This is a genomic window from Amnibacterium soli, assembly GCF_039544415.1.
Lineage (GTDB): Bacteria > Actinomycetota > Actinomycetes > Actinomycetales > Microbacteriaceae > Amnibacterium > Amnibacterium soli.
In genome coordinates, this window is record NZ_BAABLP010000005.1 from 19,118 (window position 1) to 40,477 (window position 21,360).

21 protein-coding genes and 1 pseudogene are annotated in these 21,360 nt (G+C 73.0%); 12 read left to right on the forward strand and 10 right to left on the reverse strand.

Features of this window, described 5'->3' with window-relative positions:
- Window positions 1-104: 104 nt before the first annotated feature.
- The 4 genes from ABEA53_RS12310 to ABEA53_RS12325 form a co-directional block, all read right to left on the reverse strand.
- Entirely contained in the window at window positions 105-1,055 is a 951-nt protein-coding gene (locus ABEA53_RS12310) for an NUDIX hydrolase (protein ID WP_345481513.1), read from the reverse strand.
- Window positions 1,052-3,220 (reverse strand): RNA degradosome polyphosphate kinase, encoded by a 2,169-nt coding sequence (locus ABEA53_RS12315; RefSeq protein WP_345481514.1) that lies wholly within the window; start codon window positions 3,218-3,220, stop codon window positions 1,052-1,054. The genes ABEA53_RS12310 and ABEA53_RS12315 overlap by 4 nt, the downstream gene beginning before the upstream one ends.
- An 18-nt stretch (window positions 3,221-3,238) precedes the next feature.
- Window positions 3,239-3,763: a hypothetical protein gene (locus ABEA53_RS12320; protein WP_345481516.1), complete on the reverse strand. Its 525-nt coding sequence runs from the start codon at window positions 3,761-3,763 to the stop codon at window positions 3,239-3,241.
- Between the two features lie 103 nt (window positions 3,764-3,866).
- A complete protein-coding gene (locus ABEA53_RS12325) occupies window positions 3,867-4,556 on the reverse strand; it encodes a response regulator transcription factor (protein ID WP_345481518.1) in 690 nt (229 codons plus the stop codon).
- Between the two features lie 130 nt (window positions 4,557-4,686).
- On the opposite strand from ABEA53_RS12325, the gene ABEA53_RS12330 reads away from it, so the two are divergent.
- Window positions 4,687-4,941, forward strand: coding sequence for a hypothetical protein (locus ABEA53_RS12330; protein WP_345481519.1), 255 nt, complete (start codon window positions 4,687-4,689; stop codon window positions 4,939-4,941).
- A 186-nt stretch (window positions 4,942-5,127) separates the two neighbouring features.
- Window positions 5,128-5,748, forward strand: coding sequence for a heme-binding beta-barrel domain-containing protein (locus tag ABEA53_RS12335; RefSeq protein ID WP_345481520.1), 621 nt, complete (start codon window positions 5,128-5,130; stop codon window positions 5,746-5,748).
- Window positions 5,749-5,825: 77 nt separating this feature from the next.
- Here the strand turns inward: ABEA53_RS12335 and ABEA53_RS12340 are convergent, their stop codons facing one another.
- Window positions 5,826-6,299 (reverse strand): VOC family protein, encoded by a 474-nt coding sequence (locus tag ABEA53_RS12340; protein ID WP_345481521.1) that lies wholly within the window; start codon window positions 6,297-6,299, stop codon window positions 5,826-5,828.
- Between the two features lie 105 nt (window positions 6,300-6,404).
- On the opposite strand from ABEA53_RS12340, the gene ygfZ reads away from it, so the two are divergent.
- Together ygfZ and ABEA53_RS12350 are read left to right on the forward strand one after the other, a co-directional pair.
- Window positions 6,405-7,511: a CAF17-like 4Fe-4S cluster assembly/insertion protein YgfZ gene (ygfZ, locus tag ABEA53_RS12345; protein ID WP_345481522.1), complete on the forward strand. Its 1,107-nt coding sequence runs from the start codon at window positions 6,405-6,407 to the stop codon at window positions 7,509-7,511.
- Between the two features lie 71 nt (window positions 7,512-7,582).
- Window positions 7,583-8,602 carry an FUSC family protein gene (locus ABEA53_RS12350; RefSeq protein WP_345481523.1) on the forward strand — a complete coding sequence of 340 codons (1,020 nt, stop codon included), beginning with the start codon at window positions 7,583-7,585 and terminating at the stop codon, window positions 8,600-8,602.
- A gap of 3 nt (window positions 8,603-8,605) precedes the next feature.
- On the opposite strand, the gene ABEA53_RS12355 is transcribed toward ABEA53_RS12350, so the two are convergent.
- Window positions 8,606-9,379 carry a class I SAM-dependent methyltransferase gene (locus ABEA53_RS12355; protein WP_345481524.1) on the reverse strand — a complete coding sequence of 258 codons (774 nt, stop codon included), beginning with the start codon at window positions 9,377-9,379 and terminating at the stop codon, window positions 8,606-8,608.
- A gap of 55 nt (window positions 9,380-9,434) precedes the next feature.
- Here ABEA53_RS12355 and ABEA53_RS12360 point away from each other — a divergent pair, with 55 nt between their 5' ends.
- The gene (locus ABEA53_RS12360) at window positions 9,435-10,190 is read left to right on the forward strand and encodes a phosphoglyceromutase (protein WP_345481525.1); all 756 of its coding nucleotides are present in this window, start codon (window positions 9,435-9,437) and stop codon (window positions 10,188-10,190) included.
- A 63-nt stretch (window positions 10,191-10,253) separates the two neighbouring features.
- On the opposite strand, the gene phoU is transcribed toward ABEA53_RS12360, so the two are convergent.
- On the reverse strand, window positions 10,254-10,907 hold the full coding sequence (gene phoU / locus ABEA53_RS12365; RefSeq protein WP_345481526.1) for a phosphate signaling complex protein PhoU: 654 nt from the start codon (window positions 10,905-10,907) through the stop codon (window positions 10,254-10,256).
- Between the two features lie 151 nt (window positions 10,908-11,058).
- On the opposite strand from phoU, the gene ABEA53_RS12370 reads away from it, so the two are divergent.
- Both ABEA53_RS12370 and ABEA53_RS12375 read left to right on the forward strand, forming a co-directional pair.
- A complete protein-coding gene (locus ABEA53_RS12370) occupies window positions 11,059-12,228 on the forward strand; it encodes a sensor histidine kinase (RefSeq protein ID WP_345481527.1) in 1,170 nt (389 codons plus the stop codon).
- Window positions 12,225-12,923, forward strand: coding sequence for a winged helix-turn-helix domain-containing protein (locus ABEA53_RS12375; RefSeq protein ID WP_345481528.1), 699 nt, complete (start codon window positions 12,225-12,227; stop codon window positions 12,921-12,923). The genes ABEA53_RS12370 and ABEA53_RS12375 overlap by 4 nt, the downstream gene beginning before the upstream one ends.
- Before the next feature lie 57 nt (window positions 12,924-12,980).
- Here ABEA53_RS12375 and ABEA53_RS12380 read toward each other — a convergent pair whose 3' ends face one another.
- Window positions 12,981-13,583, reverse strand: coding sequence for a hypothetical protein (locus tag ABEA53_RS12380; RefSeq protein WP_345481529.1), 603 nt, complete (start codon window positions 13,581-13,583; stop codon window positions 12,981-12,983).
- Window positions 13,584-13,746: 163 nt separating this feature from the next.
- On the opposite strand from ABEA53_RS12380, the gene ABEA53_RS12385 reads away from it, so the two are divergent.
- The 5 genes and pseudogenes from ABEA53_RS12385 to ABEA53_RS12405 all read left to right on the forward strand — a co-directional run bounded on the left by ABEA53_RS12385 (window position 13,747) and on the right by ABEA53_RS12405 (window position 18,744).
- Window positions 13,747-14,229, forward strand: coding sequence for a CarD family transcriptional regulator (locus ABEA53_RS12385; RefSeq protein WP_119480860.1), 483 nt, complete (start codon window positions 13,747-13,749; stop codon window positions 14,227-14,229).
- A gap of 50 nt (window positions 14,230-14,279) precedes the next feature.
- A pseudogene (ispF, locus tag ABEA53_RS12390) lies at window positions 14,280-15,379 on the forward strand (2-C-methyl-D-erythritol 2,4-cyclodiphosphate synthase).
- Window positions 15,376-16,779 (forward strand): cysteine--tRNA ligase, encoded by a 1,404-nt coding sequence (gene cysS / locus ABEA53_RS12395; protein ID WP_345481530.1) that lies wholly within the window; start codon window positions 15,376-15,378, stop codon window positions 16,777-16,779. Before ispF ends, cysS begins: the two are co-directional and overlap by 4 nt.
- The gene (rlmB, locus tag ABEA53_RS12400; protein WP_345481531.1) at window positions 16,769-17,722 is read left to right on the forward strand and encodes a 23S rRNA (guanosine(2251)-2'-O)-methyltransferase RlmB; all 954 of its coding nucleotides are present in this window, start codon (window positions 16,769-16,771) and stop codon (window positions 17,720-17,722) included. The genes cysS and rlmB overlap by 11 nt, the downstream gene beginning before the upstream one ends.
- A 188-nt stretch (window positions 17,723-17,910) precedes the next feature.
- Window positions 17,911-18,744 carry a hypothetical protein gene (locus ABEA53_RS12405; RefSeq protein WP_345481532.1) on the forward strand — a complete coding sequence of 278 codons (834 nt, stop codon included), beginning with the start codon at window positions 17,911-17,913 and terminating at the stop codon, window positions 18,742-18,744.
- A gap of 108 nt (window positions 18,745-18,852) precedes the next feature.
- Here the strand turns inward: ABEA53_RS12405 and ABEA53_RS12410 are convergent, their stop codons facing one another.
- Both ABEA53_RS12410 and ABEA53_RS12415 read right to left on the reverse strand, forming a co-directional pair.
- Window positions 18,853-20,148 (reverse strand): DUF4032 domain-containing protein, encoded by a 1,296-nt coding sequence (locus ABEA53_RS12410; RefSeq protein ID WP_345481533.1) that lies wholly within the window; start codon window positions 20,146-20,148, stop codon window positions 18,853-18,855.
- Entirely contained in the window at window positions 20,145-21,242 is a 1,098-nt protein-coding gene (locus ABEA53_RS12415; protein WP_345481534.1) for an ABC transporter ATP-binding protein, read from the reverse strand. Before ABEA53_RS12415 ends, ABEA53_RS12410 begins: the two co-directional genes overlap by 4 nt.
- Window positions 21,243-21,360 lie beyond the last annotated feature (118 nt).

A 21,360-nucleotide genomic window follows, 5' to 3' on the forward strand; every position in this document is an offset into this window, starting at 1 on the left:
GGGAGGTGAACGAGCCGTCCCGGGCGCATCACGGCGATGCCGGATTCATGCGACGGTCAGGTGGAACAGGATCGCCGTGCCGCGCTGCGGCTGCCGCTCCGGAACTACTCGGGCGCGCTGTGCGTCTCGATCGCGAGGATCCTGTGCGGCGCCTTCGCCGACAGGTGCACCACCGCGAACTCGGCGGTGCCGAGGATCCCGGCCCTCGTCATCCGGCCGCCGTTCGGGCTGCCGGTCGCTTCGGCGATCTGCTCGAGGATCTCCGGCAGCACCGGCGCGTGGCTGCAGAGCACGGCCGTGCGCCCCTTGGCGACCCGGCGCTCGACGACCGCCCGCACGTGCTTCGGGTCGTGGTGCTGCATCTCCCAGTCGTCCTGGCTGAGCTCCTGCGCCTTCTTCACCTCGATCCCGGTCGCCTTCGCCAGCGGTGCGACCGTGGCCAGGCAGCGGGCTGCCGTGCTACTGACGATCCGCGTGGGGCCCCAGGCGGTCAGCGCCGGCACGACCGCGCGGGCCTGCGCCTGCCCGCGGGAGGTCAGCCGCCGGTCGGCGTCGGTGCCGGAGGGGGAGTCGAACGCGGCCTTCGCGTGCCGCAGCGCGATCAGGGCGAAGCTCTCCAGCTCCCCGGTCACCGCCAGCTCGGCGAAGCGCTGCAGCAGCTCGGCGTCGCGCTCGTAGGTGAGGCGCTTGCCGACCTTCGCGAGCGGCACCCACTCGACGGCGTCCACCTCCGCGCTCGGGGTGAAGTGCCCGCGCTCGAGCTCGTGCTTCGTCACCTCCGCGGCCCAGTACACGACCGTCTTGTCGCGGCCGTTCGGCAGCACGTAGGTGGTGGAGCCGAGCGGCACGCCGAGGTGCACCTGGTAGCCGGTCTCCTCCTCCACCTCCCGCACCGCGGTGAGGGGCAGCGACTCGTCCGGCTCGGTCTTGCCCTTCGGCAGGCTCACGTCGCCCTGGCGCGGCCGCGTCACGAGCAGGACCTCGTAGCTCTTCGCGCGCCGGCGCCAGCAGACCGCGCCCGCCGCGAGGACGGGCGTGGCCGTCGCGTCGGTCATCGCCCTTGGCGCTTCCTCGTGCTCAGCGCCTGCTGCGTCGCCGTCTGCAGGTCGATGTGCGGTTCGCCGGCGTCGCTGATCGCGTGCCGCTCCCACACCCCGATGTCGTCGAGGTGCCACGACGAGGTCTCGTCGCTCATCGCGAGGTCGAACAGGCGGTCGAGCTCGGCGAGGTGCTCGGGGCGCTTCAGCTGCACCAGCGCCTCGACGCGGCGGTCGAGGTTGCGGTGCATCATGTCCGCGCTGCCGATGTAGGTGATCGGGTCGCCGTCGTTCAGGAACGAGAAGATCCGCGAGTGCTCCAGGTAGCGGCCGAGGATCGAGCGCACGGTGATGTTCTCGCTGACCCCCGGGATGCCGGGCTTCAGGCTGCAGATGCCGCGCACCCAGACCTCGACGACGACGCCGGCCTGGCTGGCCCGGTAGAGCGCGTCGATGATGGCCTCGTCGACCATCGAGTTGACCTTGATGCGCACCCGGGCCGGCTTGCCCGCCTCCGCGTGCATCCGCTCCGCGTTGATCCGCTTGAGCAGCCCCTTCCGCAGGTGGAGGGGCGCGACGAGCAGTCGGCGGAACTTCTTCTCGATCGCGTAGCCGGACAGCTCGTTGAACAGCCGCGTCAGGTCCTTCGCGACGCGGTCGTCGGCCGTGAACAGGCCGAGGTCCTCGTAGATGCGGCTGGTCTTCGGGTTGTAGTTGCCGGTGCCGATGTGGCAGTAGTTCTTGAGGTTGCCGTCGGCCTCGCGGCGCACGATGAGCGCGAGCTTGCAGTGCGTCTTCAGGCCGACGATGCCGTACACGACGTGCACGCCGGCGCGCTCGAGCTTGCGCGCCCAGTCGATGTTGTTCTGCTCGTCGAAGCGGGCCTTGATCTCGACGATCGCGAGCACCTGCTTGCCCGCCTCGGCCGCGTCGATCAGCGCCTCGACGATGGGGCTGTCGCCGCTCGTCCGGTAGAGCGTCTGCTTGATCGCCAGCACGTCGGGGTCGGCCGCGGCCTGCTCGAGGAAGGCCTGCACGCTCGTCGCGAACGACTCGTACGGGTGGTGCACCAGCACGTCCTGCTTCGCGATCGCCGCGAACAGGTCGGGCTTCTCGTTCGGCTCGCCCGGGATGAACGCGGCCGCGGTCGCGGGCACGGCGGTCGGGTAGTGCAGGTTCGGCCGGTCGAGCTTGTTCAGCTCGAACAGCCCGGCGAGGTCCAGCGGGCCGGGGAGGCGGTACACCTCGTCGCGCGTGACGTCGAGCTCGGAGGTGAGCAGCTCGAGGGTCCGCGCGTCCATGTCCTCGGTGATCTCGAGGCGGATGGGCGGCCCGAAGCGACGGCGCAGCAGCTCGCGCTCCAGCGCCTGCAGCAGGTTCTCGCTCTCGTCCTCGTCGACCTCGAGGTCCTCGTTGCGGGTGAGGCGGAACACGTGGTGCTCGAGCACCTCCATGCCGGGGAACAGCTCGCCGAGGTGGTGGGCGATCAGGTCCTCGAGCAGCACGAAGGTCGAGGTGGAGGAGTTCGGCGTCGACGTGGCGACGAGCCGCGGCAGCACGCCCGTCGGCACCTTGAGGCGCGCGAAGTCGACGCGGTCCGACTTCGGGTTGCGCACCCGCACCGCGAGGTTCAGCGAGAGGCCGCTGATGTACGGGAAGGGGTGGGCCGGGTCCACCGCGAGCGGCATGAGGACCGGGAAGATCTGGTTGGCGAACACCTCGGCGAGGCGGTTCTGCTCGCTCTCCGACAGGTCGTCGACGCCGACGATGCGGATGCCGTGCTCCTCGAGCACCGGCCGGACCTGCTCGTGGAACACCTCCGCGTGCTGCACCTGCAGCACGTGCGCGGCGGCGTTGATGTCCGCGAGCACGGCCTTCGGCGTGCGACCGATGTTCGTCGGCACCGCCAGGCTCGTGAGGATGCGCCGCTTCAGGCCGGCGACGCGCACCATGAAGAACTCGTCGAGGTTCGACGCGAAGATCGCGAGGAAGTTCGCGCGCTCGAGCACCGGCAGCGTCTCGTCCTCCGCGAGGTCGAGCACCCGACGGTTGAACGCGAGCCAGGACAGCTCGCGGTCGATGTAGCGGTCGCGCGGCAGCGGCGCGAGCCGGGGCCGCTGCGGCAGGGGGGCGGGGGTGTCGTCGTCGACGACCGCCGTGGCGGTCGAGGTCTCCTCGTCCATCCCCGCATCCTCCCACCGTCAGGGTTGCCCGCAGGTGAACGGGCGGGGCGTCAGAAGGTCTGCGCGGGTCTTCGCCCGGTTGAACCAGGCGTTGGACGCCGGGAGGAAGCTCAGCACGGCCGCGGCGGCCATCACGAGGAAGTGCAGCGCGCCGACGCCGTAGGTGCCGAGGGCGCCGAAGATCTGCAGGACCGCGATGACGAGCAGCACGATGCGCGCCCAGTTGCGACCCTGGCGCAGCTTCCGCGCGAACACGATGACCAGCACCGCGAAGACGACCGACAGGACGACGCTCAGCACGGTCGCGCCGATGGCGGTGCCGCGGGCGAACGCCTCGACGTCCACGCCCTGGGTGTCCCGGCCCTGGAGCTGGCTGTTCGCGCTCTGCACGGCCGCATCGATCGTGGCGGGCAGCAGCACGAGGCTGAGCACGAGGCCGATCAGGCCGAGGACCGCGCCGATCAGGTAGAGCCGGTACGACCAGACGACCGTGCTCGGCGCCGGTTCGAGGGAGGAAGCCGTGGGTGCGGCGGATGCGGACATGCGTCGGGACCTTTCCGTCAGTCCGCAGGGTCGCGGACGGCCAGAACCTAGCGAACCTCCTGCGACCGGCCAGTCGGCTCCCAGGCGATTCGCAGCGTCGGTCTCAGCGCCGCGTGGCGGCGATGCGCTCGCCCTCGTCTTCGTAGACGTTGAAGCGGTAGCCGACGTTGCGCACGGTGCCGATCAGGCTCTCGAGGTCGCCGAGCTTCGCCCGCAGCCGCCGCACGTGCACGTCGACCGTCCGGGTGCCGCCGAAGTAGTCGTAGCCCCACACCTCGCTCAGCAGCTGCTCGCGCGTGAACACCCGCGAGGGGTGCGTCGCGAAGAAGCGCAGCAGCTCGAACTCCTTGAAGGTGAGGTCGAGCGGGCGGCCGTGCACCCGCGCGGAGTAGCTGGCCTCGTCGATCACGACGCCGGACGCCTGGATCTTCGACGCGCTCTCCGCCTGCGCCATGCGGCCGATGACCAGCCGGATGCGGGCGTCCACCTCGGCGGGTCCGGCGGAGTCGAGCACGACGTCCTGCACGCCCCAGTCGGCGCTGACGGCCGTGAGGCCGCCCTCCGTGAGGATCAGGATCATCGGCACCGTGATGCCCGTGGTGGTGAGGATCTTGCACAGCGACTTCGCGCTCGCCAGGTCGAACCGGGCGTCGATCAGGATCACGTCCGACGGGGGAGCGCTGATCAGCTGCGCCGGCTCCGCGGGGATCGACCGTACCTTGTGGCTCAGCAGGCTGAGCGCGGGCAGCACGTCGCCATCGACCTGAGGGGTCAGGATCAACAGCTGCGCCATGGGGGTCCTTCCGGCCGTCCGCTGGCCTGCATCGTATCGGTCGGCCGGTTCCGAGCCCCTCCGGGGCCTCTACCCGCCGCCGCTGGAGGCCTGCTGAGCACCCACGGGCGGGGATGGGAGGATGCCCGCCGTGCCTGCAGCCCGCGTCGCCGTCGTCGCCGTCTGGCTGCTCACCCTGATCGGCGTCGTGCTGGTCGACGTGTTCGTGCCGGACCCGCACGCGCTCTCCTGGCTGGCGCTCGCCCTGCCGCTCGCCGTCGTGGCCGGGATCGTCGCGCAGCTCGCGGTGGCCGAGCAGCGCGGCTTCGTCGTGCGGCTCGCCGCGACCACGGGCGGCACGTTCGTGCTCGTGCTCCTCGGCGCGCTCGTCGCCGCCCTCGGCTGAACCGCCGCGCGGGCCGGGCCCGTCGTCCAGCGCCTCCGGCCTAGGATCGTTCCGTGCAGCTGGCGATCGAACTGTTCTACCTCGGCCTGCTCGGGCTCGCCTCGCTCGCCATCGCCTTCGTGTCCGTCGTCGTGGTCGCCAAGCTGTTCCGGGGCCAGCGCTGATCCGTCCTGCGAGGACCCGCTCATGATCGACATCCCCACCGGCCTGCCCGCCGAGCTCGTGCCGCTCTCGTGGCTCATCGGCGTGTGGGAGGGCACCGGCCTAATCGAGTACGAGGTCGGCGACGAGACCCGCCGACACGAGTTCGGCCAGCGCGTCAGCTTCAGCCACGACGGGCTGCCCTTCCTCAACTACAGCTCGTTCACGTGGCTCTTCGGCGCCGACCGCGGCACGCCCGACGAGGGCCCGACCGTGCCGCTCGTGACGGAGACCGGGTACTGGCGCCTCAGTCGCCCGCCCACCGAGGGCGACCCCGGGCCCGGCATGCTGCCCGGCGAGGGGCCGCGCCCGTTCTCCACCGCCGCGAGCGTCGAGACGCTGCGCAACGCCTCCGACGGCTTCGACGTCGAGGTGTCGCTGGTGCACCCGACCGGCGTGACCGAGTTGTACCTCGGCCGCGTCAAGGGCCCGCGCATCGACCTCGCGACCGACGCCGTCATGCGCACCGAGAGCGCCAAGGAGTACTCGGCCGCGACCCGCATCTACGGGCTCGTGGAGGGGGACCTGCTCTGGGCGTGGGACATCGCCGCGCTCGGGCAGGAGCTGCGCACGCACGCCTCCGGCCGCCTCCGCCGCCGCGACTAGCGCTCATGGCTGCGCCGCCGACCCTGCGGCGCAGCGGTGGCGCGCCACGACCCCGAACGGGTCGCGGTCGGCCTCGGTCAGCCGGCCGCTGCCGCTTCCAGGGCGTCGACGTCGAGCTTCTCCATGGCGAGCATCGCCTGCGTCACGCGCGCGACGACCTCCGGGTCGGGATCGGCCATGAGGCGCCCGAGCGCCTCCGGGACGATCTGCCAGGAGAGGCCGAAGCGGTCGCTCAGCCAGCCGCACCGCGACTCCCGTCCGCCGCCTTCGAGGAGCGCCGTCCAGCAGCGGTCGACCTCCTCCTGCGTGTCGCAGAGGACGTGCAGGGAGACCTGCGGGTCGAACGGGAACAGCGGACCGCCGTTCAGGAACGTGTACTGCTGGCCGACGAGGGTCAGGTCGACGAGGAAGGGCGCGCCCGGCGCCGCTCCGGGCGGCGCCGCGACCACGCGATCGACGTGCGAGTCGGGCAGCAGGCCCGTGTAGAGCTCGGCGGCCTCCACCGCCTGGTGGTCGAACCACAGGTGGGTCGCGAACCGCAGCACCGTCATGACCGGCTCCTCCGCCGTGCTCGGCCCGCGCCGCGGCCGCGGCACCGTGGGAGGCCGTCGCCCGCCACGCTACTGAGGGGCCGCGGAAGCGCCTAGCCTCGAAGCGTGGACAGCCCCCTGCTCGACGTGCCCGGCGCGGTCGCCGCGACCGACCCCGACGCCGGCGTCGCCGCGCACTACGGGCGGCCCGCGCACGAGCAGCGCGCGCTCGCCGCGGGGCGGGCGCTCGTCGACCTCTCCTCCCGCGGCGTGCTGCGCCTCGAAGGCGAGGACCGGCTGACCTGGCTGGACTCGCTCACCAGCCAGCGCCTCCTGGGACTGCGCCCCGGCGACTCCGCCGAGACGCTGCTGCTCGATCCCGCGGGCCGCATCGAGCACGCGATGTCGATCGTCGACGACGGCACGGCCGCGTGGCTCGTCGTCGAGGCGGCGAGCACCCTGCCGCTGGCGACGTTCCTCGAGCGGATGAAGTTCTGGAAGCAGGTGACGATCGAGGACCGCACGGCGGACGTCGCGGTGCTCGCGGCGCTCGCCGACCTCGACGAGCCCGGTCCCGACGGCGGCGCCCCGCTGCTCTGGCGCGACCCGTGGGCCGACGGCGCGGTCGGGGGCGTCACCCGCGCGACGACCGCGGTGCACCCCGGCGCCGACTTCCCGCTGCGGCTGGCCCTCGTGCCGCGCGCCCGCCTGACCGCTCTTGCCGAGGAGGCGGCAGCCGGCTCGGTCGCCCTGGCCGGGGTCGACGCCCTCGAGGCGCTGCGGATCGCCGCATGGCGTCCCCGCGCCGCGCACGAGGTCGACGCCCGGTCCATCCCGCACGAGCTCGACTGGCTGCGCAGCGCGGTGCACCTGGAGAAGGGGTGCTACCGCGGGCAGGAGACGGTCGCCAAGGTGCACAACCTCGGCCGCCCGCCGCGCCGCCTCGTGCAGCTCGACCTCGACGGCTCCGACGCCGTGCTGCCGGAGCCGGGCTCGCCCGTGCTCGCCGACGACGCGGAGGTCGGCGTGGTCACCAGCAGCGCGCGCCACCACGAGGACGGTCCCGTGGCGCTCGCCGTCGTGAAGCGCTCCGTCGCCGAGGACGCCGCGCTCGTCGTCCGCACCCCCGACGGCGACGTCGCAGCCGCCCAGCGCGTCGTCGTGCCCTCGGGCGCCGGACCCGCCGTCGCGGTGCCGCGCCTGCCGCGCCTCGGCGCGGTGCAACGGCACTGAGCGCAGCAGCGGGGCGCCGCGTCCCCTCCTGGGCCGACCCCCGCCCGGCGCTGCGCCGGTCGGCCGAGGCGGTGCCCGCCGCGGGCCAGCTCGCGATCGCGGCGACCGCCTCCTACTGCTTCGCGCACTTCGTGGTCGGGCACCCGGTGCCGCTGCTCGCGATCACCGTCTGCCTGAGCAGCCTCGGCTTCGTGCGCGACGCCCGCCCGAGGCGAGTGCTCGAGACCGCGATCGGCCTGTCCGTCGGCGTCGCGCTCGCCGAGGTGATGCTGGCCGTCGCCGGACGCGGGGTCTGGCAGATCCTGGTCGCGCTCTTCGCCACGCTGCTGCTCGCCCGCCTGCTGAACGCGGCGCCGGCGGTCGCGGTCGCGGCGACCGCGCAGTCCGCGATCGTGCTGCTGATCCAGCTGCCGTCGGGCGGCGGCTGGGCCCGCAGCCTCGACGGCTTCATCGGCGGCGGGATCGCCCTGCTCGCGACCGCCCTGCTGCCGCGCGACCCGCGACGGGCCGCGCAGCGGGACGCCGACCGGGTGTTCGCCGGGCTCCGCCGCGGCTTCGACGACACCGCCAGGGCGCTCCGCACCGCCGACCGGCCGACGGCCGCGGCGGCGCTCGGCGCGCTGCGGGAGCTGCACCCGGTCGTCGACGACTGGACGACCACCCTCGACTCCGCGATCGCGATCGCCCGGGTCTCCCCGTTCCTCCGGCGCCGGCTGCCGGAGCTGCTCGCGCAGCGGCGGCTGCTCGCGGGCGTCGAGCTCGCCGTGCGGTCGATGCGCACCATCGCGCGGCGGGCGGAGGCGCTGACGAGCGACGGGCGGGCGCGACCGGAGCTCGCCGAGCTGCTCGCCGCCGTCGGCTCCGCCGCGGCGCTCCTCGGCCGCAGCGTGCACGACCCCGCCGTGCTGGCCCCGGCGCGGGAGGACCTGCTGCTCATCGCGCGACGGCTCGACCCGCGGCTGGTCAGCCCGGAGGCGTCCGTCACCGCGTCGATGATCACCGTGCTCGTGCGCCCGGTCGTCGTGGACCTGGCGGTCGCGGCCGGTCTGCCGCAGGAGGACATCCGCGCCGCCCTGCCCTCCCTCGCCTGACGCTCACGTCGGGGCGACGACGCTCCAGGGCACGGTGAGCTCGCCGAGGCGCCAGCGCGAGCGGCCGGCCGCGACCGGCACGCCCTGGTCCCGCAGCGCCTCGGCGGCGGCGACGAAGCGCTGCACCGGGCCGTAGACGGACAGCGGCGCCGCCCGCGTCCACGCCGTGTCCAGCGCCGTCAGCAGGTCGTGCACGCGCTCGCCGGGCACGTTGCGGTGGATGAGCGCCTTCGGGAGGCGCTCGGCGACGACCCCGGGGGAGTCGAGGCCCTCGAGCCGCAGCGAGATCGTGAACCGCTCGGGCCCGTCGGCGCCGACGTCGACCCAGGAGCAGATCCGGCCGAGCTCGTCGCACGTCCCGTCCACGAGCAGGCCGCCCGGCGCCAGGCGACCGGCCGTGCGCGCCCAGGCGCCCGCCACCTCCGCCTCGTCGTACTGCCGCAGCACGTTCATCGCCCGGATCAGCACCGGCCGCTCGCCGCCCGGCGTCGGCACCTCGAACCCGCCCGTCGCGAAGGTCACCGTCTCCGTCGCGTGCGGCAGGGCCGCGGCGACGCGGTCCGGCTCGATCTCCAGCCCCAGCACGCGCACCCCGGGGGCCACCGCGCGCAGGCGGTCGGCGAGCTCGAGCGCGGTCCACGGCCGCGCGCCGTAGCCGAGGTCGACGACGAGCGGGGAGGGGGTGCTGCGCAGCTGCGGCAGCGAGGCGAGGTAGCGGTCGACGCGGCGCAGCCGGTTCACGCCCGTGGTGCCGCGGGTGACGCGACCGACGGGCATGCTCCGACGGTACCGACCCGGGAGCGGCGGCGGAGCGCCGTCCTACACTCGAGGCGTGCCGACCGAACACTCCCTCGTCCTCCTGCGCCACGGCTACAGCGAGTGGAACGAGAAGAACCTCTTCACCGGCTGGGTCGACGTGCGGCTGACGCCGCGCGGCATCGAGGAGGGCCGGAACGCCGGCCGCCTGCTGCGCGAGGCCGGCCTGCTGCCCGACGTCGTGTTCACGTCGCTGCTCACGCGGGCGATCCAGACCGCCGACGAGGCGCTGCTCGCCGCCGACCGCGCCTGGCTGCCGGTCGTCCGCGACTGGCGGCTCAACGAGCGCCACTACGGCGCGCTGCAGGGCAAGGACAAGGCGCAGACGCTCGCCGAGTACGGCCCCGAGCAGTTCAAGACCTGGCGTCGCAGCTACGACGTCCCGCCGCCCGCGATCGAGCCCGGCAGCGAGTTCTCGCAGGACGCCGACCCGCGCTACGCCGGCGTCGACGTGCCCCGCACCGAGTGCCTCGAGGACGTCGTCGAGCGGATGGTGCCGTACTTCGAGCGCGACATCGCCCCGCGGCTGCGGGCGGGCGAGCGCGTGATCGTCGTCGCGCACGGCAACTCGCTGCGCGCGCTGGTCAAGCACCTCGACGGCATCTCCGACGACGACATCGCCGAGCTGAACATCCCCACCGGCATCCCGTTGCACTACCGCCTCGACGAGCAGCTGCGCCCGATCGTGACCGGGGGCGAGTACCTCGACCCGGAGGCGGCCGCCTCCGGCGCCGCGGCCGTCGCCGCCCAGGGCGGCAAGGCGGGCGCCTAGCCCGAGGACGACGGAGGGGACCCGGCCGCCGGCCGGGTCCCCTCCGTCATGAGCGGGTGCGGGTCAGTTCGACACGGCGACCCAGTCGCCGGTCTGCAGGTACTGGACCTTCTTGGCGATGGACACCGCGTGGTCGGCGAAGCGCTCGTGGTACCGGCTCGCGAGGGTCGCGTCGACGATGTCGCTCGCCGCGCCCTTCCAGGTCTCACCGAGCACCTTGTCGAAGACGCTGAGGTGCAGGTCGTCGACCAGGTCGTCGTCGTCGCGGATCTCGGTCGCGAGCTCGGTCGACTCGCTCTCGAGCAACCGCGTCAGCTTCTGCGCGATCAGCACGTCGAGGCGGCCGAGCTCCTTGAAGGTGGGGCGCAGGTCCTTCGGCACGACCTTCTCGGGGAAGCGGGTGCGCGCGAGCTGCGCGATGTGCTCGGCCAGGTCGCCCATGCGCTCGAGCGAGGCGCTGATGCGCAGCGCGGACACGACGATCCGCAGGTCGCGGGCGACGGGCTGCTGCCGGGCCAGGATGTCGATGGCCAGCTCGTCGAGGCTCGCGGCGAGCTCGTCGATGAGGTGGTCGTCGGCGATCACGTTCTCGGCGAGGGAGACGTCGGACGAGTTGAACGCCGTCGTCGCCTTCTCGATGGACTGGGCCACCAGCCCGGCGATGCGGACCAGCCGCTCCTGGACCTCTTCGAGCTCCTGCTGGAACACCTCGCGCACGTCGACCCTCACTTCTTCCCGAACCCCGGAAGGCCAACGTCGGCCACGGAGGTGAACATCAGGTGCAGAGCAGGCGAACGCCCGGACAAATCCGCGACCCGCGCCCGCCAGAAGGAAAGACGCCCCTGAACAGTCGCTTATCGTACTCTGCATGAGCGCGGCGTCCATCGTGGTGCTCGGGATCGTCTTCGGGCTCACCGTCGGCGTGCTGTTCACCGTCCTCATCAGGGCGGCGCTGGACCGCGGCGCGGAGGTGCTCGACCTGCAGGCGACCGCCCTGCCCGACGGGGCGCTCGCCGTGCTCGACGCGCTCACCCAGCCCGCCCTCGTGGTCGACGGCTCGAACTCCGTGCTGCAGGCGACGCCGGAGGCGCTCGCGCTCGGCCTCACGGACGGCCGCGCCCTCACGCACCCCGAGCTGGAGCGCCTCGTGGACGAGGCCCGCACCGACTGCGCCTCCCGCGGCACCGACCTGGTGCTCGTGCGGGCCGCCGGCGCCCGGAACCTCGTCGTCACGGCGCGCGCCGCACCGATCGACACGACCCGCGTGCTGCTGCTCATCGACGACCGGTCCGACGCCGTGCGGCTGGAGGCGGTGCGGCGCGACTTCGTCGCCAACGTGAGCCACGAGCTGAAGACGCCGATCGGCGCCGTCTCCCTGCTGAGCGAGGCGCTCCAGAGCGCCGCGGACGACCCGGACCAGGTGCGGCGCTTCGCCGCGCGGCTCACGACGGAGGCGGGCCGGCTCGGCGCGCTCGTGCAGCAGATCATCGAGTTCTCCCGGGTGCAGGGCGCCGACCCCCTCCAGTCCGCCGAGGCCGTGCCGCTCGACGAGGTGCTGCGCGCCGCCGTAGACCGCACCCGGGTGGCGGCGGAGGCGCGGGACGTGTCCGTGGTGCTCGGCAAGAAGTCGGGGCTCTGGACGCTCGGCGACCGGGCCATGATCACGACGGCCGTGCAGAACCTCGTCGCGAACGCGATCGCGTTCTCCGCGACCGGCGGGCACGTCGGCCTCGGGGTGCGGTCGCGCGAGGGCGTCGTCGAGATCGCCGTGTCCGACCAGGGGATCGGGATCGCGGAGGAGGACCTCGACCGCGTGTTCGAGCGCTTCTACCGCACCGACCAGGCGCGGTCGCGCTCGACCGGCGGCACCGGGCTCGGCCTCAGCATCGTGAAGCACATCGCGGAGAACCACGGCGGCGAGGTGCGGCTCTGGTCCCGCGTCGGCCGCGGTTCGACGTTCACCGTCCGGCTGCCGGAGACCCCGGCGCCGGCATCCGCAGCGGCGCGACCCTCGCGCCGGGAGAAGGAGCGCGCATGACGGTCATCCTGCTGGTCGAGGACGAGCCGGCGATCGCCGAGCCCCTGGTCTACCTGCTGCAGCGGGAGGGCTACGAGGTCGCCGCGGTCGCGGACGGCGGCGAGGCCCTCGCCCGGTTCGGGCGCGGCGACGTCGACCTGGTGCTGCTCGATCTGATGCTGCCGGTCCTGCCCGGCACCGAGGTCGCCAAGCGCGTCCGGGCGGTCTCCGACGTGCCGATCATCATGCTGACGGCGAAGGACGCGGAGATCGACATCGTGCTGGGCCTCGAGCTCGGCGCGGACGACTACGTGACCAAGCCCTACTCGAGCCGCGAGCTGCTGGCCCGCGTGCGCGCGGTCCTGCGCCGCCGCGTGGAGCAGTCCGACGCCGTGGGACCTGACGTGCTCGAGTCGGGTCCGATCCGCCTCGACGCGGACCGGCACGCGGTGTTCGTGCACGGCAGGGAGACCGCCATGCCGCTGAAGGAGTTCGAGCTGCTCGAGCTGCTGCTGCGCAACGCGGGCCGGGTGCTCACCCGCGGTCAGCTGATCGACCGCATCTGGGGCTCCGACTACTTCGGGGACACCAAGACGCTCGACGTCCACGTCAAGCGCATCCGCGCGAAGATCGAGGAGGAGCCGGCGGAGCCGCGCCTGCTGCTCACGGTCCGCGGGCTCGGCTACCGGTTCGAGGACCTGCCGGCCGAGGTGTAGGACGACGAAGGGCGCCGCCTCCGATCGGAGGCGGCGCCCTTCGGCATGCGGCTCGGGTCAGCCGGCGAGCGACTCCGTCGGGGTCGGCGTGGGCGTCGCGCCGTCGGTGGGCGCGAGGGAGTCCGTGGCGTCGGGGGAGGGCGTCTCCGTCGGCGTGGGGGTCGGCGTGGGCACGAGCGTCGCGTACTGCGAGAAGCTGCCCGTCAGCACCGGCACGCGGACGTCCGTGTCCTTGGCGGACTCGGAGAACGTGATCGGGAAGAGCCCCCCGGCCGTCGCCTGCACGTCCTCGAGGATCACGGTGCCGGCCGCCCCGGGCACCGACGCCGCCGGGGTGGACGGGTCCGTCGACAGCGACAGGATGCCGCTCGCGGGCACCTGGAGGGTCTTCGTCTCCGCGCCCTGCGCACCGGTCCACTGCAGGGTCACGGTGGTCGCGGTGCCCTTCGAGTTCGCGAGCACGCCGATCAGCGAGGCGGTGTCGTCGGGGCCGTCGACCAGGAACAGGTTGCGGAGCGCGACGTTCCCGACGGAGCTGTTCACGCCGTCCGCGGGGTTGTACGGGAGGGACGTGTCCTGCGGGGTGATGAACTGGCAGCCCGCCAGCACCGTCGTCGCCAGCACGGTCACCGCGACGGATGCCGCGACTCGCATCTTCACTGCAACACCTCTCGTCGGGTCGACCCGTGGGGCACGACCACCGCGGTCCGACCGTCGTGCAGCCTAGCGGACCGCCCCCTCGGCGGACCGGAGGGCGACCCCCTCCAGCCGCGCCGGAACGGCCCCCGTGCTAGCATGGAGGCCGCTTTTCGAGAGGATGCGCATGCAGTTCGAGGTCGGAGAGACGGTCGTCTACCCCCATCATGGGGCCGCGAAGATCGTCGAGGTCAAGAAGCGCACCATCCGCGGCGAGGAGAAGGTGTACCTCAAACTGAACGTGGCGCAGGGCGACCTGACCATCGAGGTGCCTGCGGAGAACGTCGACCTGGTCGGCGTCCGCGACGTCATCGGCAAGGAGGGCCTCGACCGCGTGTTCGAGGTCCTGCGCACCCCGTTCGTCGAGGAGCCCACGAACTGGTCCCGCCGCTACAAGGCGAACCTCGAGAAGCTCGCGTCCGGCGACGTGATCAAGGTCTCCGAGGTCGTGCGCGACCTCTGGCGCCGCGACCAGGACCGCGGCCTGTCCGCCGGTGAGAAGCGCATGCTCGCGAAGGCGCGGCAGATCCTGATCTCCGAGCTCGCGCTGGCGGAGAAGACGGACGAGGACCAGGCGTCCACCGTCCTCGACGAGGTGCTCGCCTCCTGACCGTCGCGATCGTCGTCGCCGCGGGCGACGGCGTCCGACTTGGCGCGGGCGTGCCGAAGGCGCTCGTGCCCGTCGCCGGACGTGCGCTGCTCGACTGGGCGCTCGACGGCGTGCTCGCCGCGGAGGTCGACCACGTCGTCGTCACCGCGCCGCCCGCCGGCGTCGAGCGCATGGCGGCGCTGATGGCCGCGCGTGCCGACGCGGCCCGCGTGACGGTGGTGCCGGGCGGCGCGACCCGGCAGGAGTCGGTCGCGCTCGCCCTCGCGCACGTCGGCGACGACGAGGTCGTGCTGGTCCACGACGCGGCCCGCCCGCTCACCCCCTCCGGGCTGTTCGACCTCGTGCGCGCGGCGGTCGTCTCGACGGGCGCGGGCGTCGTGCCCGCCCTCGCGCCGGCCGACACGGTCAAGGAGGTCGACGGCGCCGCGGTGGTGGCGACGCTCGACCGCTCCCGGCTGGCCGCCGTGCAGACCCCGCAGGGCTTCCCGGCCGGTGCGCTCCGGCGCGCGTACGCCACGGCCGGTGAGGGGCACACGGACGACGCCTCGGTGTTCGCCGCGGCCGGCGGCGCGGTCTCGGTCGTCGCCGGGGACCCCGACGCCTTCAAGGTGACCACGCCGTGGGACCTGCGCCGGGCCGAGCAGCTGCTCGCGCCGCCTCCCGCCTCCCGCACGGGGCTCGGGGTCGACGTGCACGCCGTCGACCCCGGGCGGCCGATGCGGCTGGGCGGCCTGGACTGGCCCGGCGAGGCCGGGCTCGCGGGGCACAGCGACGCCGACGTCGTCTGCCACGCCGTCGCCGACGCGCTGCTGTCCGCCGGCGGCCTCGGGGACCTCGGCGCCCGCTTCGGCGTCGATCGGGCCGAGGAGGCGGGCCGCGCCGGCATCGACTTCGTCACCCGGTCGGTCGCGCTGCTCGCCGAGGCGGGCCTCGCCCCGCGCTCGATCGCCGTGCAGGTCATCGCAACCGGCCGAGGATCGGGCCGCGCCGGCACGAGATCGAGGCGCTGCTGTCCGCCGCGGTCGGCGCACCGGTCGCCGTGTCCGGCACGACGACCGACGGGCTCGGCCTCACCGGCCGGGGCGAGGGCGTCGCCGCGATCGCGACGGCCCTGGTCGGCGCGGTCTCTCCCGTACCATCGGGCTCGTGACCGTCCGCCTCTACGACACCCGGTCGCAGGCGCTCCGCGAGCTCGAGCCGGTGGTCCCGGGCCGGGTCGGCATGTACGTCTGCGGTCCGACGGTGCAGTCGTCCCCGCACGTCGGGCACCTGCGCAGCGCGCTCTCCTACGACGTGCTGCGCCGCTGGCTCACCCACCGCGGCCTCGCCGTCACGCTGATCCGCAACGTCACCGACGTCGACGACAAGATCCTCGACGCCGCACCGCGCGCCGGCAGCGAGTGGTGGGCGCACGCCTTCCGCGTCGAGCAGGAGTTCGCCGCCGCCTACCGCGCGCTCGGCGTGCAGGAGCCGACGTACGAGCCGCGCGCGACCGGCCACATCGGCGACATGATCTCGCTCATCGAGCGGCTGATCGAGACCGGCCACGCCTATCCGGCGCCCGACGACTCCGGCGACGTGTGGTTCGACGTCGCCTCCTGGCCCGACTACGGCCTGCTCACGCGGCAGACGGGCGACGCGCTCGTGTCCGGCGAGGACGGCCGCGCGCGGCGCAGCCCCCGCGACTTCGCGCTCTGGAAGGGGCACAAGCCCGAGGAGCCCGCGTCGGCGGCGTGGGCGAGCCCGTGGGGCAGCGGCCGGCCCGGCTGGCACATCGAGTGCTCGGCGATGGCGCAGCGCTACCTCGGGGCGGAGTTCGACATCCACGGCGGCGGCCTGGATCTGCGGTTCCCGCACCACGAGAACGAGCTGGCGCAGTCGACGGCCTCCGGATCGCCGTTCGCGCGGCTCTGGGTGCACAACGGGCTCGTCACCGTCGCCGGGCAGAAGATGTCGAAGTCGCTCGGCAACTCGGTGTTCGCCGCGGACCTGCTGGGGTCGGCGCGCCCCGTCGTCGTGCGGTACGCCCTCGTCTCCGCGCACTACCGCTCGGACCTCGACCTGCACGACGGCGCGCTGCTCGAGGCGGAGGAGGCGCTGTCGCGCGTCGAGCGCTTCGTCGCGCGCGCCGTGGAGTCCGGGGCGACCCCGGCCCCGGCGATCGTGCCCGACGCGTTCGCGGCGGCGATGGACGACGACCTCGGGGTGCCCCAGGCGCTGGCCGTGCTGCACGAGACGATCCGCCGGGGCAACCAGGCGATCGACTCGGGCGCGCTCGACGATGCCGGCGCGGCGCTGGCGGGGGTGCGGGCGATGACGGGCGTGCTCGGCATCGACCCCTCGGACCCCGCGTGGAGCACCGGGGTGCACGATGACGGCAGCCGCGACGCGCTCGGGGCCCTGGTCGAACGGCTGATCGCCGAGCGGCAGGCGGCCCGCGAGGCGCGGGACTTCGCGACAGCGGATCGGGTCCGCGACGAGCTGGCAGCCGCCGGCATCGCGCTGACCGACACGGGAGACGGGACGAGGTGGAGCATCGATGGCCGGTGACGCCAGGCGGCGCACGCCGAATCTGAAGGGCACGAAGGTCGGGTCGGGCGGCAACGGGCGCCAGGCGCTCGAGGGCAAGGGCCCGACCCCGAAGGCGGAGGACCGCACCTACCACCAGGCGCACAAGCGCAAGCAGCTGGCGGAGCGGGCGGCCTCGAAGCGCGGCGACGGGCAGCAGCGTCCCGCGCCGCGCAAGAAGGCGGCGGTCGAGGACCTCGTCACCGGCCGCAACGCGGTGCTCGAGGGCCTCCGCGCCCGCATCCCCGCGACGACCGTGTACATCGCGGCGCGCATGGAGGTGGACGACCGGATCCGGGAGATCCTCTCCATCGCCAACCACCGGGACATCCCGGTGCTCGAGGTGATGCGCCCCGAGCTCGACCGGCTGACCGGCGGCGACCTGCTCCACCAGGGCATCGCGCTCGCGACGAAGCCCTACGAGTACGCGCACCCGATGGACCTGCTGCAGAAGCCGGGCACGCCCCTCGTCGTCGCGCTCGACGGCATCACCGACCCGCGGAACCTCGGCGCGATCATCCGCTCCGTCGCCGCGTTCGGCGGGCACGGCGTGGTCCTGCCGCAGCGCCGGTCCGTGGGCGTGACGCCCGCGTCGTGGCGCGCCTCCGCGGGCGCCATCGCGCGGGTGCCGGTCGCGATGGCGTCGAACCTCGCGCAGACGATCACCGCCTACAAGCAGGCGGGGGTCTTCGTGATCGGCCTCGACGGCGGGGGAGACGTCGCGCTGCCGGCGTTCGAGCTGGCCGACCGGCCCCTGCTGGTCGTCGCGGGCAGCGAGGGCCAGGGCCTGTCCCGCCTGGTCCGCGACCTCTGCGACCAGATCGTCTCGATCCCGATCGGCCGCGCGACGGAGTCCCTGAACGCCTCCGTCGCCACCTCCATCGCCCTCTACGCGATCGCGACGACCCGCACCGCCGCCGAGTAGAGCACGACAGCAGGAAGATCCGAGCGCTTCAACAGGAAGAAGCCGCTTCAGCAGGAAGATCGGCGCCGTTCCTTCCTGCTGAAGCGCGATCTTCCTGCCGACGCACTCGTTCGATCACCGGCGCCCATCCGCTCCTCCCCAGGAGGCGTCGCCCACGTCGTGCGGCAGGCGGAGCACCATGCTCCGCCATGGGCGCCTTCGAGTTCTTCACCACCGCCGAGCTCCGGGCGCGTGGGGAGACCGTCGCCTCGATCCAGGAGACGATCCGCTCGGGCCGCGCCTTCCGGGTGATCAAGGGCTGGTACGGCACCGCGCGCACGCCGAAGGACGCCGTGCTCGCGATGCGCATGGGCGGGCGGCTGGGCTGCATCTCCGCACTCGCCCTCCACGGCGCATGGGTTCCTCCTTCCGGAGGTACGCACATCGTGTTCCCGACGTCCGCATCGGGCCGCCGGTCGGCCGATCGTGAGCGCGGCGCCTCGGTGGTCCGGCACTGGAGCGCGCCAGCCGAGCGCACGGGGTCTTCGTTCGCCGTCGCGCCGCTCGAGCTGGCGATCGCCGACGCGCTGCGGTGCGTGCCGCCGCACCTGCTGATCGCGATCCTGGATTCGCTCCTGTTCCGGCGGCTGATCTCGCGCAACCGGCTCGAGGCGCTCATCGCCCGCGGGCCGCAGCGCGTGCACCACCTCATCGCGCACCTCGAGCCGAGGAGCGAGTCCGGCATCGAGTCGATCGTGCGCTACCTCCTGGCGGTGGCGGGCATCCACGCCGCGGTCCAGGTCACGATGCGCAGCGGGGACCGCACGGACATCGAGGTCGACGACTGGCTGGTGATCGAGGCGGACGGTCGCGAGACGCACGCCAGGGAGGAGTCCTTCACCAGGGATCGCGTCCGCGTCGTCCGCCTGATGCGGGCGGGCCGGATCGTGCTGCAGTTCGCCTACGCGACGATCATGTACGACCCGGAGTTCGTGCTGCAGGCGATCCGCGACGTGATGGCTCGGCACGCGCCCCTGGCATGAGCACGACAGCAGGAAGATCGAGCATCAGCAGGAAGTAATCGACGAAATCTTCCTGCTGAACGCGATTCTTCCTGCTGTGGTGCTCAGGAGTTCCTGCTGTCGTGCTCGTCAGACGGTGGTGCGCCAGTCGTCGGGGCCCTGGGAGACGCGCACCGGGGTGGTGATGGAGCCCGTCAGGGGCTCGAGCAGCGCGGCCTCGTCGCGGCGGTGCCGCAGGATCTCGTCGACGTAGGAGTTCAGCGCCTCCGCCAGCGGCACGTCGCGGTTCTGCCGCTGCGACATGAACCAGCGGTGCTCGAGCACCTGGTGGAACACCTCGGCGGGCTCGAGCTTGCCGCGCAGGTCGCGGGGGATCGAGCGGACCACGGGCTCGAAGACCCCGGCGACCCACTCGTGCGCCGCCATCTCCTCGTCCATGTCGGCGCGCCCGAAGGCGTGGCTCCACTGGTCGAGGTCGTTCAGGAGGCGGCGGGCCTGGTTCTCCTCCGCGTCGAGCCCGGTCAGGCGCAGCAGGCGCCGGGTGTGGTGCCCGGCGTCGACCACCTTCGGCTGGATGACGACCTCGTTGCCGCCGGCACCGGTCCGGATCGACAGCTCCTCGATGTCGAAGCCGAGCGCGTTCAGGCGGTCGACCCGCTCGTTGATGCGCCAGCGCTCGGAGGAGGCGAAGGTCTCGCGGCCCATCAGCTCGTTCCAGAGCATCCGGTACTGCGACACGATCCGCTCGCTCGTGACGAGCGGGTCGAGGTCCTCGTCGACGTGGCCGCCGGCCGCGAGGTCCATCAGCTCGCCGGCGATGTTGACGCGGGCGACCTCGAGGTCGTTCTCGCGCTGCCCCTTGGACAGGCCGCCGGAGTACAGCTTCCCGGTCTCCGCGTCGACGAGATACGCCGCGAAGGCGCCCGCGTCACGTCGGAACAGCGTGTTCGACAGCGACACGTCGCCCCAGAAGAACCCGATCACGTGCAGCCGCACGAGCAGCAGCGCGAGCGCGTCCGCCAGGCGGGTCGCGGTGTCGGGCCGCAGCGTCTGCGAGAACAGGGCGCGGTAGGGGAGGGAGAAGCGGAGGTGGCGGGTGACGAGCACCGTCGCCAGCTCCGCCCCGTTCTCGTCGAGCCGGCCGCTGATCACAGCGACCGGCTCGACGCACGGCACGTCCATGCGCTGCAGCGTGCGGAGCATGTCGTACTCGCGCTGGGCGAGATCGGTCGACGTCTCCTTCACCGCGACGACGTACCCCGAGAGGTTCGCGAAGCGGACGACGTGCCGGGAGATCCCCTTCGGCAGGGCCGCGATGTGCTCGGCGGTCCACTGCTCGAGGGGGATGCTCCACGGCAGGTCCAGCAGCGCCGGATCGACCGTCGCCGCCGTGATGGAGAGCGAGTCCCCGAACGAGTCGCTCAAGCCGTGACAGCAGCCGAGAGGCGCGCCCCGGACTCGACGTCGAACACGTGCGTGTGGTTCTGCTGCGGGTGCAGGTAGACCGTCTCGCCGACCTGCGGGTGCGCACGGCCGTCGACGCGCGCGACGATGTCGGTGCGGCGGCCGTTCACCTCCGCGTGACCGTAGAGGTAGCCGTCCGCGCCGAGCTCCTCGACGAGGTCGACGACGACGGGCAGGCCGTCGCCGCGCGAGGTGGAGACCTCGACGTCCTCGGGGCGCACGCCGATCGTGACCTGCTTGCCGCTGGAGCCCGCGACCGTCTCCCGCGTCAGCGGGATGAGGTACTCGCCGAACTTCACGCCGCCCTCGACGAGGTCGGACGGGAAGAGGTTCATGGCCGGGCTGCCGATGAAGCCGGCGACGAACACGTTGTTCGGGCGCTCGTACAGCTCGCGGGGCGAGCCGACCTGCTGCAGGATGCCGTCCTTCAGCACCGCGATGCGGTCGCCCATGGTGAGCGCCTCGGTCTGGTCGTGCGTGACGTAGACCGTGGTGACGCCGAGGCGGCGCTGCAGGGAGGCGATCTGCGTGCGCGTCTGCACGCGCAGCTTCGCGTCGAGGTTCGACAGCGGCTCGTCCATGAGGAACACCTGCGGCTGGCGGACGATCGCACGGCCCATGGCGACGCGCTGGCGCTGACCACCGGAGAGGGCCTTCGGCTTGCGGGCCAGGTAGGGCTCGAGATCGAGCAGCTTCGCGGCCTCGAGCACGCGGTTCGCGCGCTCGTCCTTGCCGACGCCGGCGATCTTGAGCGCGAAGCCCATGTTCTCGGCGACGGTCATGTGCGGGTAGAGCGCGTAGTTCTGGAAGACCATCGCGATGTCGCGGTCCTTCGGCGGGATGTCGGTGACGTCCTTCTCGCCGATGTAGATGTGGCCGTCGTTGACCTCCTCGAGCCCCGCGAGCATGCGGAGGGAGGTCGACTTGCCGCAGCCGGAGGGGCCGACGAGGACGAGGAACTCGCCGTCGGCGACCTCGAGGTTGAGCGCGTCCACCGCGGCGCGCGTGCCGCCGGGGTAGAGGCGGGTCGCGTGATCGAAGGTCACGGTTGCCATGGCTGAATCTCCTTCACCGGCAGGTACGTGCCGGACGATCCGTAGTGAGGATGACCAGTGGTCATGCCCGGCGCCATCGCCGGACGCGCTCAGTATGGCACGCGGGCGCTGGGGCGGG